This window comes from Bacillus sp. Marseille-P3661, assembly GCF_900240995.1.
Taxonomy (GTDB): Bacteria; Bacillota; Bacilli; order Bacillales; family Bacillaceae_J; genus OESV01.
The window spans coordinates 152,789-168,469 of sequence record NZ_LT965953.1 but is presented as its reverse complement, the minus strand read 5'-3'; the positions used below and the strand labels follow the sequence as shown (position 1 = coordinate 168,469).

Sequence of the window (15,681 nt, the reverse complement as noted above, 5' to 3'; positions counted from 1 at the left end):
TCATTGTTCGACATAAAATTTTATTTTCTATATTGGCTCATACATATATCTGCCACTTTTTAAGGATATCAGCAACTTTTCCTATAATATCTGCCAGAAGGGACCGGATATCTGCCACTTTCCAGTTATATCTGCTACTGACTTTGATTCTCACCCTGGCCAGTTAACCTTACACAAGCAAAATCCCCTACTAATGCCAAATTTAAATAATTAGTTAATAAAAACACACGCATTTATGTGTTAACACAATACTAGCTGAACCAAGCACCCAACTAAACGCACCATTACCGATCATGCCCATTAACCTGCAGTTAACAGTGCGCTTACACTTTGGATGATACATATATCTGCCACTTTTTGAGGATATCAGCAACTTTCCCCTCGATATCTGCCACTCGGGACCGGATATCTGCCACTTTCCAGTTATATCTGCTACTGACTTTGATTCTCACCCTGGCCAGTTAACCTTACACAAGCAAAATCCCCTACTAATGCCAAATTTAAATAATTAGTTAATAAAAACACAAGCATATCAATGAACAACACAATTCTAGCTGAACCAAGCGCCCAACTAAACGCACCATTACCGATCATGCCCATTAACCTGCAGTTAAAAGTGAACTTACACTTTGGATGATACATATATCTGCCACTTTTTGAGTATATCAGCAACTTTCCCGAGATATCTGCCACTCGGGACCGGATATCTGCCACTTTCCAGTTTTATCTGCAACTGACTTTGATTCTCACCCAGGGCCAGTCACTCATTGCATGCTAACTTACACTAAATAGTCAGTTAATATAAACACACGCATATCTGTGTTCAACACAATACTAGCTGAACAAAGCACCCAACTAAACGCACCATTACCAACCATGCCCATTAACTATCATTTTCACTATGGGTGTGATGTTAATCACACCCAACATTTATCAATTATAGTAAAATATAAAAGCAAATGGCACAGGCCACATATTCAAAACAAAAAACCCTCAGTCATCGACAAAGGGCCTTTGCAACACTATTCATTTATCGAACTTGTACCCAACCGTTTTTGATCGCGACAACAACTGCTTGGGTACGATCATTTACATTCATTTTTTGAAGAATGTTACTTACATGGTTTTTAACTGTTTTTTCACTTATATACAGCGTTTCGCCGATGGCTCTGTTGCTTTTACCGTCCGCGAGCATTTGCAGCACTTCGCATTCGCGACGTGTTAAAATATGCAGCGGCTTGCGGTATTCTACGTCTTTTAATGTTCCTACTGATTGTCCGTTATCACCAGTAGCTAAACGACGGTATTCATTTACTAGATTGTGAGTCACTTTAGGATGTAAATATGAACCACCTTCAGCTACAACTCTAACAGCTTCAATCAATGAGTCAGCATCCATTTCTTTCAGTAAATAACCAGATGCACCTGTTTTAAGGGCATGTGTTACATAGCTCTCATCATCATGAATAGATAAAATTAATACCTTTACATCTGGGTATTGCTCTACTAATTTTGCAGTTGCTTCCACACCATTCATTGTAGGCATATTAATATCCATTACGACTACATCAGGATTATACTGCTCAACTAGAGCTACCGCGTCGCTGCCGTCATCCCCTTCTGCCACTACCTCAAAGTTTTCTTCAAAATCTAGAATACGTTTTACACCTTCACGAAATAGTTGATGATCATCAATAATTAAGATACGCGTTAATGTTTTCACCACAACTATCCCTCCCTCATTAAAAGTTATTTTACTATCTTTCTACTATTTAGAACTGACTCGAATTTTCTCTATATAATCATTAATTATTATTTTTAGAAATTCCCCCACTATAATAATACCAATACTTGTGCCTTATATAAAATAGAATGAACAAAACCATCCAACAATGGTAGATAGGACCTATGAGTCTATCCAATTTTACCTAAATTAATAAGTATAGATTCCTAGATTTATGTTTGATCCGAGAGTGGCACTTGTATCATAATAAGAGTTCCTTTACCGATGACAGAATCAATGGTTAATTGTCCTCGTAAAAGCTCAACTCGCTCTCTCATGCCTACTAACCCAAACGAGCCTTCCTTTTTTGAAGTTGTATCAAAACCTTGGCCATCATCTTTGATCACTAGTGTGACGTGTTTTTTATTTATATCCATTTTCACTTGAACTGCTTTAGGCTTAGCATGCTTCATTGCATTTTGCACAGCTTCTTGAACAAGTCGAAATAAAGCAACCTCTAGGCGCTGGGCCAGCCTAATTTCTCTGCCAATACTAATAAACTCAATTCGAATTTTATGGTAGTCTTCTACTGTCGTTAAGTAACGCTTTAATGTAGGAATAAGTCCTAAATCATCGAGTGCCATTGGTCTTAAATCATAAATGATTTTTCGTACCTCATAGAGAGCTGAACGAACCATTTGCCGTAAATCTTTTACCTCAATTAGCGCTGCATCCATTCCTTTTTCCCTAGAAGTTCTCTCAATCAATTCAGAACGCAGCATGACGTTGGCTAGCATTTGTGCGGGTCCATCATGAATTTCCCGTGATAGACGGCGCCTTTCCTCTTCCTGCGCCTCAATAATTTTTAAGCCAAATTCTTGTTTTTGCCTAGCATCCTCGATCAGCTCGTTCACTTGTTTTAAATCACTCGTTAAATAATTTAAAACAACTGAGATTTGACCAACTAATGCTTCGGCCCGCTCTACGGTATTCTCTAGTGCTTTTAAGCGGCGTTCGAGTTCATTGCGGCGTTCGAGTAATACCCTTTCGCTTTGGCGGATGCTTGATAATTGCATTTGCAGATTGTGTGCTTTTTCATACGCATCACGAATTTGCTCTTCTGAATACTTATTGAAATGTCTGCTCACTTCGGACAAGCGCTTTCTAGCAAATTTTTCTTGAACTTCTAAAATATCGCCTTTGTCAATTAAGTTATTTACTTCTTGCTTTGTCATTTCTAGTTCATTTTTTAAAACTTCATATTCACTTCGCGATTGTTCGCTTATTTCAAAAATTTCTTTTTTACTATCGGAAACGGTATTAACCATCCTTTCCAATATACTATCTAAAACTTTGTCATCTAATTTTATTGACACAATATCGCCTCCATATAGAAAAGCGGAAACGTCTGGATTCTCCCGACCTCGTGCCACTTTTTTATCAAACTTCCTTGTTGTAAAAAACCTATTACTATAGTCTTCGTATATAAGGAGCACTTTTCGGGGTGTTTTTATAAAAAATTAATAAAAAGTGCTTATAACTGGAAATTATCTACTATAAAAGCAACGATGCACCATCATTCTTTAAGATTAATTATACTGAAAGTAGGCATATATACATCCCTTGGAATTTCGGAGTATCCAGCAATCATTCAGGCCCCTTATCACTTTCATTGAAGCAAAGCAGATGTCGTTCTATAATAAAATAAGTCTATAAACAGATGGCTAAAGCTTTCCAATGTAATCTACCCAAATAAAACCATTTTGAAGATAGTTTTTATTGACGAATTTCGACAAATTTCGCAACCATAGCAATACGAAACCCTTTATTTAATTGATTTACTCCAAAATACATTAGGAGGAATGGCATGTTACTTAACTATTATACAGTAAAAACAACAGGTGAGCATGAAATAATTATTCAAAAGTCAAGATTTATTGCTTACATAAGTCGCGCAACATCTGAAGAACAAGCGCAAGAGTTTATTCAGACTATAAAGAAGAAAAATTGGGATGCTACCCATAATTGCTCCGCTTATATGATTGGTGAACATAATCATATTCAAAAAGCAAACGACGATGGCGAACCGAGCGGCACAGCTGGAGTTCCAATGCTAGAAGTTTTAAAAAAGCGTGATTTGAAAGATACGGTCGTTGTTGTAACGAGATATTTCGGGGGTATTAAATTAGGAGCCGGCGGACTGATTCGTGCATATGGTAAAGCTGTATCTGAAGGTTTGAACGCGATTGGCGTGGTCGAACGAAAATTGATGCGCGTTATGCACACAAAAATTGATTATACCTGGTTAGGTAAAATTGAAAATGAACTGCGTGCACACCCACTATATTTATTAAAAGATATTCATTATTTAGATAATGTTGAAGTTGAAACCTATGTGGATGAAGATAAAAAAGAAGGCTTTATTTTGTATATGACAGAATTAACGAACGGACAAGCTGACATCAGTGAAGGGGAAAGCGAGTATTTAGAACAAGATATTTAAACTCTATTTGTTATTTTTTGCGCTTTTAAGGGTAAACTGACTAGTAAACTCTGTTTTACTAAAGGGAGTTAATACCTATGGCAAAATCAAAAAAGCGTAAGAGCGTAAAAATTCTTATGGCTGTTCTCATCCCAGTGCTTATTGCCTTAATTGGCGTGGCGACCTATGCCTCTTATCTAACTAGTACGGCAAAGGAAGTTGTGGAGAGTTCACAGCATAAGCTTAGTACCCGAAAGCTCGAGGATAAATCAAAACTTCGCGAACAAAAAGTGGATCCACGGATCGATAATATTTCTGTGCTTTTTTTAGGCATTGATGATGGCAGCGATGGTGTTTTTAGTGGTTCGACCCGGACGGATGCAATGATTCTGGCCACTTTTAACGAAAAAGAGAAGTCGGTCAAAATGGTGAGTATTCCTAGGGACTCGCGTGTAGAACTTGTCGGACGTGATCGAATGGATAAAATCACCCACGCTCATGCGTTTGGCGATATTGAGATGACAGTTGATACGGTAGAAAAGCTTTTTGATATTCCAGTCGATTACTATGTTCGCCTTAATTTTGATGCTTTTATCAAAATCATCGACGCTTTAGGTGGAATTCAAATGGATGTTCCTTTTGAAATTACAGAACAAAATAGCCATCGTGAAAAAAATGCAATACATATAGCAAAAGGGTTTCAAACGTTAGATGGTGAAGAGGCGTTAGCATATGCTAGAACACGCAAATATGATGGCGATGTAGAACGCGGCCATCGCCAGCAAGAAATTTTAAAAGCAATAATCAATAAAGGACTATCATTGCGGTCTGTCGCAAAATATGATGACGTCATGAAAGGCATTGGTGACAATTTAACAACGAATATGTCGTTTGACGATATGCTCGCGTTTCACGACTATGCCTATCAAGGCTCAAATGTAGACATTGAGATGCTGTCGTTAACAGGTGAAGGCGCACGGATCAAGGGTTTATATTACTATGTGCTAGATGATGATAACCTTGAAACAGTAAAAACAACATTAAAGCAGCATTTAACATTTGAAGGTACTGATGATTCAAGTACTGGTACTGATAGTGATACATCATCTGAGGAAGATATTACAACGGAAACAGATCAATTTTAAGTTTTGTTATTAGTAAAGCGACAGTCGAATGTAATGCCCCGCGAACTAGCCCCGGCGCTGGACAAGTTATATACTTCTTTTAAAGCTAAAACCAGTTCATCCATAAGGAGAACTGGTTTTTTGTTAGTTATAAAATTCAACGAACGATTCGTAAATCGCTTGTGCTGCTTTTTGACGTGATTCGTCTGATTTAAGCATGGCTTCTTCAGTAGGATTCGATAAAAACGCAAGCTCGACTAAAATGGCTGGGATTTCAGTTTCACGAATAACGTGTAAGCTTTTGTCGTTCGAACCTCGATTAACGGTTCCTAGCGCTGCAACAATTTTTTTAATCGTAATATCCGATAACTGCTTACTTTGTTGCCAGCTTGGATTTTTACCTGAATGATAAAAAGTCGTTGAGCCCTGAGATGTTGCTTTAAAAGAGTCTGCATGTAAGCTAATAAATGCATCCGCATCATTTCGGTGTGCAATCGCTACTCGCTCTGACAGAGCAAGAAAGGTATCACTATTTCTAGTCATTGTTACTTCTGCTCCTGCATCTTGCAATAAATTAGCTAATTTTTGGGCAACAACTAAGTTAACCGTTTTTTCATTCAACCCTGTTACACCTACTGCACCAGGATCATGGGCACCATGCCCCGCATCAATCACAATTCGTTTACCTGTTAATCCACTTTCAAGCAATGTTATTTTTACATCATTGTTTGAATGTCGGACAACAAAATGATAACCCGGATTGAAATATATTCTAATTTTTGAACCGCTTGCATATTCAATTCGTTTTACCGCGGGATGATTGCTGCTCCATTCGTCTACCGTTGTTGCATTCGAACTAATTTCAACTCCGCCTGAAATCAGTTTATGGCTTGTTGTAACTGCACCAACCTTTGACCACGTTAACAAGCTGCGGTTTCCGTTATTTTCAAACGTCGGCGATCCAAGAGCAACATAGGATTTATTATTTTTTTTCAAAGTTAAATAATAACTATGTACATAACCCCATTTGCCGTTCGTTTTAAACCTAGCCCACTGACCATCAAACTCATAGACAATCACTTCTTGACCTTTGCTTAGTCGGTCAACGATATCTGATTCGGAATCTGCATACTTCCGAACATTTAATGCCGTTGCATTAACCGTACCTTTGATAGTGCTTTGCTGTGAACGAATTGAATCGGACTTTATATAAGCTGATTCATTTTTATATTGTATTTCTAACCATTCGTCGTTCTTACTAAGGCTAGCAGCATAAGCTTTAATTGTATCTCCCTGCTGCAGACTACCAAGTTTTTTACTTTTAGAATTCGGCTCTTCATAAACGCCTACATCCGCATCTTCAATTAACGCTAGGGTTAGTGAGCCACTTGTGTTTGGCGAAGTCGCTTCCTCGTTTTCGTTTGAAATAGATTCTCCTCGGTTGATTTCAACTGTACGTGTGGAATCGATCCAGCGTACGTCAGCACCAAAGCTTTCTGCGAAAAACCGCAGCGGCAACACTGTGTATTCTTTTTCAATACGAGCCGCAGGCACTAAATTCAAGGTTTCATTTCCAACCTGAACTTTTTGTTTGCCAATGGTAAACAACACGTATTTTCCGTTATCAATGGCTTCAACCTGTCGAGTCGCATTTAGCCAATTCACTTGTATGCCTAGCGCTTCGCTAATTCCGCGAAATGGAACAAGAACTCGTCCATCTGTGATGGGTGGTTCGATTGGGAGTTGTAATAATTCACCATTAACATAAACCTTTACTTTTGAAGACGATGAAGTCGCTGTAGAAGTGTTTGATGTTTTATTCGTAGAAGTATGTATATTTACATATGAACTATGAACAAATCCGTCACCAAGATTCGAGCTGATTTTGTACCACTCACCTGTTTTTTCGAGTATTTCCACTTCAGTTCCAGTATGGATTTTACCTAAAATTTCACCTTGAGTGGAAGGTGCTGTTCGCACATTGAGGTCATCTGTCGTTATTAGACCTAATTCATTTGCACTGGCCGTTTGCAGTGGTATACCAAGGTATATGAAAACAATGGCAAACGTGCAAATTATGAATGTTAAAAACGACTTTTTTGTCATGTTGTTTGTCTCCTCCCTTCTAGTAGTTTTTTCTAAAACATTAGCAAATCCTACCTATTTTTTCTTTACTTCAAATGTAATAGTTTACTAGGAATATATCAAGGGTGTTTCAGCAATTTGCAACAAATTGAGACAATTGACCCCATTTTGTCATTTAAAAGAAATTTTTGTAGCAATTATTGGTAATATGTGTCGCTAGTTTGGAAGTGGAGGTTGAATAATGCATGGTCTAAATCAAGTTTGCAACGATCCCCCGACTAGGATCACAGTGTTAATTTAGAATGTCTACTGTCTGATTGAAAATAATAGTTTGCAATAATGCGTATGGCATTTGATTTTTCAATTATCTCCGTCTTGGCGGCTCTGCATTAATTGAGAATGTCTAACTGTTGGAAAAAACGTCAGCAGGTTGAAAAAGTAGTTTGCTATTATTTACTTTGCATTTAATCTTGCAATTACCACTGACCAGGCGCCCCCGCTGTAATTGAGAATGTCTATTAGTTACTGATATGTATCCAAAAGTGGACGATATATTGAAAAAGTAGCAGATATCTACAGCAAAGTGGAAGATATAATCGAAAAGTGGCAGATATCTGCTTGCTGAGGTTTTAACTCTAAACGAAATGTTGTGGATAACCCGTTTTTGCATGCTTAAAATGTTGAAACAAGTTGAAAATCTGTTGATATCTTGTTAAATGTTTAAATTTCTTTTGCAGCTCTACGTTAATATTGCAAATAAAGCCGAGTTATCCCCGATAAAATGTTGATATATTGCTAAACTATAGATATGTTTTTATACGATGGCACTTCATTCATAAAAATTGTGTGGATATGTTGGTAACAATTTAGATTTTGTGCACAAATGATGACATGTTGAAACAAATTAATATGACGTGAATGCTAGAACCCGTGCACAAAACGTTGGTATCAATTAAATGTTGTACACAGGTTCATTAATGATATAAAAACTGTTGATAACAAACCGAGCCAATCTCCAATTTATAATTCACAGCAAAATAAAAACCCCACAGCCAATCATCAGACTGTGGGATTTTCCAAAGTTATCTCAACTAGCTCAAATACTCAACCACTTTTGCTGCAGTTTCATTTGCTTGTTGCTGTAATGGAGCTGCTTTACTTTTTAAAATACTAACTTGGTTGGCATCATGCAATTGCTGTTGAATGAGTTTATACAAATCATCTGCTGACCATTTTTCATCAACATGGCCGATTAAAGGTTGGCCGACTTGGTTAATAAAAGAATCAATTTTCGGATCATATGATAAACCAATCATCGGCGTATGTGCAACCGCTGCAAAAATCAACGCATGCAGGCGCATACCAAATAGTAAATCAGAATCGCCAATCACGGAGATTTTTTCTTCAATACTTGCTTTATAAGGAAACACAACGGCTTTCTCTTCCATCATCTCAACCATTTCGCGCGATGTTGCATCGTCGTGCACACCATGCATCGGTACATACACTACATCGATACCCTCTGCTGCGCACTGGTCGAGTGCTTTTACAATTTTTTTCTTAAAATCGACCTGTGATGGCCAGTCTCTGATCGCGACGGTAACAAACGGAGTTGTCACGCCCTGACTGCGCAGCCAGCTATCGTTTAAATCCTTCCGAAAAGCCATGCCCATTACAGGATCAGGAACGAGTTCTACTTCTTTTTTTATACCAATACGTCTTAACAGCTGCAGCGAATCTACATCGCGTACAGTTAGAAAACTTGCTTTTGAAAGTGCATAGCTTACAAGTTTTTGGCTAACAGAATTATTTAATGGACCAATACCTTGTGCGTAGATAAAAAATGGCTTTCCTAACATACGGGCAATCATCATTATTCCTGTGTAGTATGGCACGCTTTTCATGCCCGTTTTATCCTGAAGCAAGCTACCACCGCCACTAATAACGCCATCTGCAGCGCGTATCGCACTCATGACTTGTCCAAGTTTCCAGCGATTAACCGCATCTACGTTATATGTTTTGCTTGTATAATCAGGATCATTTGAAAGCACGGTGATTTGTATATCTTTTTTCGCTTGACGTAACGCATGTATGATTGCTTGTAAAATGGCTTCGTCGCCGACATTATGAAAGCCGTAATACCCTGATAGCACTACTCTCATTTTATAACCTCTCCTGAACTAACGGCCAATATTTTTTTGCTAAACGATAAAGGGCGATTAACACAAGACCGATAATCGCACCGATGATCCAGCCATACACTGTGCGTAACAATGATAAATACAGTGGGATATGCAAATGCGTAAATGTATTTACGCTTGACATAAAACCAATCGCGCCGCCTGCTAATAAATATTTACCGATGCGCTGCTCCCAGCCTTTTCCTTGATAAATAATATACATCGCTAACACAAATAACGGATAACCAATTAAAAATTCTTTCGTACGTGGACGAACGAACATCAAATCTTCTAAGCCTTGACGGAACATTAATTCAGCACCAGAAACAAGCTCACCTGCATCATTGCCTGAACGAGCTAGTAAAATCATAAAACCAGCACCAAGTATACCAATGATAATAAAATAATAGTTGCGAGTAACCATCATTGCCAGTTCTTTTATATGATCACGCATTACATGTAATGCTGTTAACACAATCGGCATAATAAACAACAACTTAACGCCTCTGAATTCTTCAATTTTAACTAGGAATTCATTGCCATAAAGCAATGCCGTTACAAACCAAGCGCCAAGCAATACAAGGCCTGCGCCTTTTAAAAACTTCACTACCATGTCTTTTTTACTTCGAATATGTTCGCCTGAAATCGCAGCCAATGTAGCAGCTACAATCGACACTGCTAGTGCTGCAGCTTGTAAAAATAATGTTGCACCGGTGACGACATAGCCTAGAACTAGTACTAGCATCGCGCCAAACGTAAGCAGTGCCATTTTTTCATTTAACATCATTGCTGCCAATGCGACAAACGCAGCTACTCCAATTAGCGCTGCTATCGACTGCCAAATAGGAGCTGCTAAAATATCATAAGACTGTGCGATACCTGGCTCATGTTTATCAGCCATTTGATTTTGAATGGCTTGAATTTCCTTAATAGCAACTTCATAGGTTTGTTCTGCGGTCATATATTCAGATTCAAGCTTTTTTACATCGGCAACATGTAGATACAGAGCACGAATATTACGTTCCTTCACCGCACGTGTCGCGCGGTCCGTATAACCGCCGCGTGAATCAAAAAAGTTTAAGCTATGAAGACGAACAATTTTATTATCAAATTTTGCGGCATATGCTGAAAGTCCATCTTGCTTTGTAAATTCAATCGGCATAATCACATAGCCTTCATCTTTAAAACGAGTCGCATAATACTCTTCATCATGTTTCATCTCGATCGCAGTATGCGGTGGTACACCTAGCATTTCTGTACCGGTAAATAATATTTTATGCGCATCATATTGATCAGACAGTTTTTTCATTTGATCTAACACATATGAATTGTTGTCGTCGATATCATTTCCAATACGAAAAACAGGTTCAAAACCGTGTGCTACAAATTCTTCAACAATACTTTCAGCAAAGCCAAGCGGTTTCGTTAAAATTGGGTTAACGATGGTGCTCGCACCCTCAAGCAATTCAATTTTATCCGCACCCTGAATGAAATAAAGTGACTCGCTTTCTAATGTCGGAAGTCCTTCAACTTCCTCAATTCGATCAGCAAATGTTGTTAAAATGGCATCCTTCCAACGAGGATTCAAATTTTCTTTTAATAATATAAACAAGCCCTTCGATTCAGTGTAAATAATTTGTTCACGAAGTTGTTCATCATGATCAACCATACTTAACATATCGCTTTTCGTTAACGTAATAACTTGACCATCTTCCACGAGATCACGAATACCCGTTGGTTCAATTGCAACCCCACGTACACCACTTTCGTAAAGCTCCTTATACATAACATCCGGGTCAAGACCTCTCAATGTTAATTCTTGAAGTTCATCATAAGGTACAATCATTTCGTATGTATCATTTTGCCATTCAACTTTGGCGCGGTTATAAATGAGTGGTGCTGTTAACAATATCGATAGAGCGACGATTGCAAGTAATATTTTCTTCACAAAATCACATCCTTTTCAATTAGAAATGCGCAAGCGCCCTGATCAGCCCCGACAGGCAAATGTTCTTCCGACGAAGAAGTCGGTAGACTTCACGAGGAGGAAGGTTATTTGACCCCGAGGGGCTGGGCGCTGAAGCTGGACAAGTACGTACGATCCTAAAGCCAAAATAATCTACTCTTTTCATTTTCCCCTAATAAAAAACTCCCGCCAATACCTCTAGCGGAAGCCACATTTTCCAATACGAGCGCCATCTGGATTCCATATCTTTTTATATACTACCATGCTTGCTCTTAAAATTCGACAATTTATCCTTTGATAGCTATTAAAAAGGAAAGCTGTCGCCAGCTCTCCTTTTGTTAAAATGTTTAACCGTTTAACGCGTTTGTATACTAATTTTTAAAAACAAACCGTTTAACAGCATTTTTATCTTCTACTATTTGCTACTTTCCCTACTCTTCTAAATAGGTTTAACATCGGACGATAGTTTTCACTAACTAAGCCAACTAGCTCCGCTATTAATTGAATCGCTAGCAGCACGATTGTAATAATCAATGTTGCACTCCAAAGCGTTGACTTTGTTAACAACACAGCTGCAATTCCGAAAAATGCGCTCATTGCATAGATAATTAAAACCGTTTGGCGATGTGAATAACCTAATTTTAATAAGCAATGATGTAAATGTGATTTATCTGGAGCCGATAAAGGCTTTTTATTAACGATTCGACGAATAATCGCGAAAAATGTATCAGAGATAGGTACACCTAAAATAACGATTGGTAGTACTAGTGAGAATACTGTGATTTCCTTAAATCCTAAAATAGAGATAATTGAAATCATAAATCCTAGTAATAGAGCACCTGTGTCACCCATGAAGATTTTCGCAGGGTGGAAGTTATAAATTAAAAATCCAAGCGTACTAGCTAGCAATACAGTACTAGCCATCACAACGAAGGCATTACCCATAACCATACCCATTGCTGCAATCGTAATTAAAACGATTGATGATACACCAGCAGCAAGGCCATCTAAACCGTCGATTAAATTAATGGCGTTCGTAATCCCAACGATCCATAGCAATGTAAATGGAATACTGAAATATCCTAAATTAATTTGTGTTTCAATAAACGGTACGTTGATAACTGGGATTTGAACACCGCCAATGATTACAACTGCTGCAGCCAAGATTTGCCCTAGCAACTTAACCTTCGGCGAAATTTCAAAGCGGTCGTCAAATGCACCTGTTAGCATAATAACGGTTGCCCCTACAATAACAGCCCATGTATAAGGCTCATCAGGCCGCATAACAAGGAAACCTATCATCATACTTATATAAATCGCTAAACCACCTAAACGTGGCATAATTCTTTCATGAACTTTACGTTGATTCGGCTTATCGATCGCACCAATATAAAGTGCAAATTTCTTTACTAATGGCGTTAACGCAATTGAGGAAAGAAAACATATAACTGCCGTTAAAATTAACATATTTACACTCCCCGTACTAAAGTAATTACAAATGAATTACTAGTTAATATCCGTTTCTCTACTAAGATTGTTGTTTTCTACTTTTCAAATACCTATTAATTTTAAAACTTGTTTACCGTCATAAGTTGAATAAAATATAAGAAAAATCAGCATAATTTTCCATTGCGGGCAAAATATGTGTTTTTCTGATATCACAAGTGATTATATCATAACTACTAGAAACGCGTTAAGATATTTTATGACAATTTCTGACTTTATTCATTTAATAATGCTATCACTTTTACTAGGTTAACTCAATTTCGCTGATGTAATTTGCCAAAATAGCGTCCAATTATTGGTAATCCCCGCAACTCCTCATTGCTAAATCCTTTTCCTAGTAAAACTAGTGCTGCATAAACAAGCGCACCAATAGGAATCATAACTACTAAGTATAGCATTGCTTCCAGTCTTGACCATGTCATTACCGAAAGATAATGTAACGGTAAAAAAGCCACAACCCCCATTATAATACTTGCGCCGACAAATACAAGAGTTTCTTTTCGCCAAATGTTGTAATTTGTCGTTCTGTAGATCATCACAATATTTACGATTGTTAATAAAATATAAGTAATAATCGTTGCATATGCTGCACCTATAATCGCAAACTGACTGACGAGCACAATATTTAATAACCCTTTTAAAATTGCTCCGCCAACAATTAACCATGCTGCAAGTTTCGAGCGATTAAGGCCCTGCAAAATTCCAGTTGTTAACACAGTTAAAGATGTAAATACAGAGCTAAAACTAATGAGCGCTAACACCTCACTACCTTGAAAATCCATAAACAATGCCCGGTTAATCGGCCACGTAAGTGCAACGAGCCCCAGCGCTGCCGGCCAAGAAACTAAATGGGCCATCTTTAATGAACGTACTATGTAATGATTCGTTTGCTGTATGTCGTTTTTGGCCATCGTTTTTGAAATAATTGGGATCAGCGGCAAAATGACTGCACTCGAAAAAACAGCAGCAATTTGTACAAGCGATAGCCCTCTCCTGTAAATACCAAATTGCTCTTGCACATCGTCTGGAAGAATTCCTATCCACTTTAAGCCATGTGGAACGGTTAATGAGTCAATCATATTTAGCAATGCCATCGTTAACGATCCAATTGCAATCGGAATGGACAACACCAAAATTCTCTTCGCCCACTGCCTAAATATATTCATTGATAGCTTATTCATTCCAGTTGGACGAGCATGGAACCTTCTAAATTTCATTCTTAAATAAAAGAGTGACAATAGCGCTCCTACGGATGAACCAATCATGACCCCACCCGCTACCACTTCATTCTCAGCACCTTGTTTAACTAAAATATAAGCCGCCACGATGATAAGTCCCACCCTTAAAAACTGCTCAAGAACCTGTGAAATCGCGGTCGGTCTCATATCCTCAAAGCCTTGAAAAAAGCCACGGTAAACTGCCATGTATGGCGCGATAAGGAGCGTAAAGGATACAACGATTACCGCTGGGCGTGTGAATTCTCCACCAAGTGCTTGGGCAATCGGACTAGAAAATCCAAACATGAGGATAAAGCTGGTGATTCCAAATGCAATCGCTAAAATACTTGCTGATCTGTAAATATTGGCAATTTCGTCATCACGGCCAGCTGCTTTCGCTTCGGAAATAAGCTTGGAAATCGCAATTGGAATCCCTGCTACTGATAAAATTAATGCAATCATATACACCGGATAAACAAGTCCGAAAATCCCAAGCACCTTATCCCCAGCGATATTTTGCAATGGAATTTGAAAAATACTGCCTAAAATTTTAGATATTAAGGTCGCAATCGTAATTATGATTGTGCCTTTTACAAAGGAAGACTGTTGGGTCATGATGCGTTCGTGCCACCTTTGAACTTTTGTCCGAATACTTTAATCGCAAAGCGTGGAAGAGCTAGCATCCGTCCTGCGCGCGTTGGTTGTTTTACTAGTCTGTAAAGCCATTCGATATTCAGCTTTTGCCACATTTCTGGCGCCCGTTTCACAGTTCCAGCAATCACATCAAAACTGCCGCCTACTCCGATAAATACGCCCTTATCAAATTGGTTAATATGCTCGGCAATCCATTTTTCTTGACGTGGCACACCTAAGGCTACTAACACTAGATCAGGCTGCTTTTCTTTGATTTCGTTTGGAATACCTGGGTCGTCCCAATTGAAAAAGCCATTGTGGTAGCCCACTAGCTGAATGTTTGGATATTCCGCTTTGATTTTATCGACTGCTTTTACGATCGTGTCTTGCTGTGCTCCAAGCATATATAGCTTTAAGCCTTTTTCATTGAGCACAGCTAGCATATTGCGCATTAAGTCATAGCCGGCAACTCGCTCTGGCAATGGATTCCCAAGAATTTGCGCAGCTTTTACAACTCCGATGCCGTCCGCAGTTACATATGTGGCTTTTTCTACATACTGCTTGTATGTCGCATCTTCGCGTGCTTTCATCACAATTTCTGGATTAGCTGTAACAACAAATGCTTTTTGATTGCTTTGTATTCTTTGTTTTAAACGCTCGACCATATCAGTCATATTTGTATGTATAAAACGTACGCCTAATATTGAGACGAATTTATCTTCCATTTTGTTTCACCTTACCTGCAATTTTGACATTTTTTTATGA

Annotated in this window: 11 protein-coding genes; 2 read left to right on the top strand and 9 right to left on the bottom strand. The window is 38.3% G+C overall.

What is annotated here, in order from left to right:
- Nucleotides 1–432: 432 nt before the first annotated feature.
- The 3 genes from C1724_RS00745 to C1724_RS00735 form a co-directional block, all read right to left on the bottom strand.
- Nucleotides 433–594 (bottom strand): hypothetical protein, encoded by a 162-nt coding sequence (locus C1724_RS00745; protein ID WP_180994079.1) that lies wholly within the window; start codon nt 592–594, stop codon nt 433–435.
- A gap of 436 nt (nt 595–1,030) precedes the next feature.
- Nucleotides 1,031–1,723: a response regulator gene (locus tag C1724_RS00740; RefSeq protein WP_102346678.1), complete on the bottom strand. Its 693-nt coding sequence runs from the start codon at nt 1,721–1,723 to the stop codon at nt 1,031–1,033.
- Nucleotides 1,724–1,956: 233 nt separating this feature from the next.
- A complete protein-coding gene (locus tag C1724_RS00735; RefSeq protein WP_374703409.1) occupies nt 1,957–3,099 on the bottom strand; it encodes a sensor histidine kinase in 1,143 nt (380 codons plus the stop codon).
- Between the two features lie 491 nt (nt 3,100–3,590).
- Here C1724_RS00735 and C1724_RS00730 point away from each other — a divergent pair, with 491 nt between their 5' ends.
- Both C1724_RS00730 and C1724_RS00725 read left to right on the top strand, forming a co-directional pair.
- A complete protein-coding gene (locus C1724_RS00730) occupies nt 3,591–4,226 on the top strand; it encodes a YigZ family protein (RefSeq protein WP_102344850.1) in 636 nt (211 codons plus the stop codon).
- 77 nt (nt 4,227–4,303) lie between these two features.
- Entirely contained in the window at nt 4,304–5,350 is a 1,047-nt protein-coding gene (locus C1724_RS00725) for an LCP family protein (protein ID WP_102344849.1), read from the top strand.
- A 123-nt stretch (nt 5,351–5,473) separates the two neighbouring features.
- On the opposite strand, the gene C1724_RS00720 is transcribed toward C1724_RS00725, so the two are convergent.
- From C1724_RS00720 to C1724_RS00695, 6 genes are all read right to left on the bottom strand, one after another.
- Nucleotides 5,474–7,435, bottom strand: coding sequence for an N-acetylmuramoyl-L-alanine amidase (locus C1724_RS00720; protein WP_102344848.1), 1,962 nt, complete (start codon nt 7,433–7,435; stop codon nt 5,474–5,476).
- A 1,070-nt stretch (nt 7,436–8,505) separates the two neighbouring features.
- Nucleotides 8,506–9,576, bottom strand: coding sequence for a polysaccharide pyruvyl transferase CsaB (csaB, locus tag C1724_RS00715; protein ID WP_102344847.1), 1,071 nt, complete (start codon nt 9,574–9,576; stop codon nt 8,506–8,508).
- 1 nt (nt 9,577) lies between these two features.
- Nucleotides 9,578–11,542 carry a DUF5693 family protein gene (locus tag C1724_RS00710; RefSeq protein ID WP_102344846.1) on the bottom strand — a complete coding sequence of 655 codons (1,965 nt, stop codon included), beginning with the start codon at nt 11,540–11,542 and terminating at the stop codon, nt 9,578–9,580.
- A 423-nt stretch (nt 11,543–11,965) separates the two neighbouring features.
- A complete protein-coding gene (locus tag C1724_RS00705) occupies nt 11,966–13,027 on the bottom strand; it encodes a glycosyltransferase family 4 protein (RefSeq protein ID WP_102344845.1) in 1,062 nt (353 codons plus the stop codon).
- Nucleotides 13,028–13,320: 293 nt separating this feature from the next.
- Nucleotides 13,321–14,898: a putative polysaccharide biosynthesis protein gene (locus C1724_RS00700; protein ID WP_102344844.1), complete on the bottom strand. Its 1,578-nt coding sequence runs from the start codon at nt 14,896–14,898 to the stop codon at nt 13,321–13,323.
- A complete protein-coding gene (locus C1724_RS00695) occupies nt 14,895–15,641 on the bottom strand; it encodes a WecB/TagA/CpsF family glycosyltransferase (protein ID WP_102344843.1) in 747 nt (248 codons plus the stop codon). The genes C1724_RS00700 and C1724_RS00695 overlap by 4 nt, the downstream gene beginning before the upstream one ends.
- Nucleotides 15,642–15,681: the final 40 nt, after the last annotated feature.

Coding starts and splice junctions, on each gene's coding strand:
- C1724_RS00745 (WP_180994079.1), bottom strand. CDS start 594: ATGATCGGTAATGGTGCGTTTAGTTGGGCGCTTGGTTCAGCTAGAATT.
- C1724_RS00730 (WP_102344850.1), top strand. CDS start 3,591: ATGTTACTTAACTATTATACAGTAAAAACAACAGGTGAGCATGAAATA.
- C1724_RS00725 (WP_102344849.1), top strand. CDS start 4,304: ATGGCAAAATCAAAAAAGCGTAAGAGCGTAAAAATTCTTATGGCTGTT.
- C1724_RS00720 (WP_102344848.1), bottom strand. CDS start 7,435: ATGACAAAAAAGTCGTTTTTAACATTCATAATTTGCACGTTTGCCATT.
- csaB (WP_102344847.1), bottom strand. CDS start 9,576: ATGAGAGTAGTGCTATCAGGGTATTACGGCTTTCATAATGTCGGCGAC.
- C1724_RS00705 (WP_102344845.1), bottom strand. CDS start 13,027: ATGTTAATTTTAACGGCAGTTATATGTTTTCTTTCCTCAATTGCGTTA.
- C1724_RS00700 (WP_102344844.1), bottom strand. CDS start 14,898: ATGACCCAACAGTCTTCCTTTGTAAAAGGCACAATCATAATTACGATT.
- C1724_RS00695 (WP_102344843.1), bottom strand. CDS start 15,641: ATGGAAGATAAATTCGTCTCAATATTAGGCGTACGTTTTATACATACA.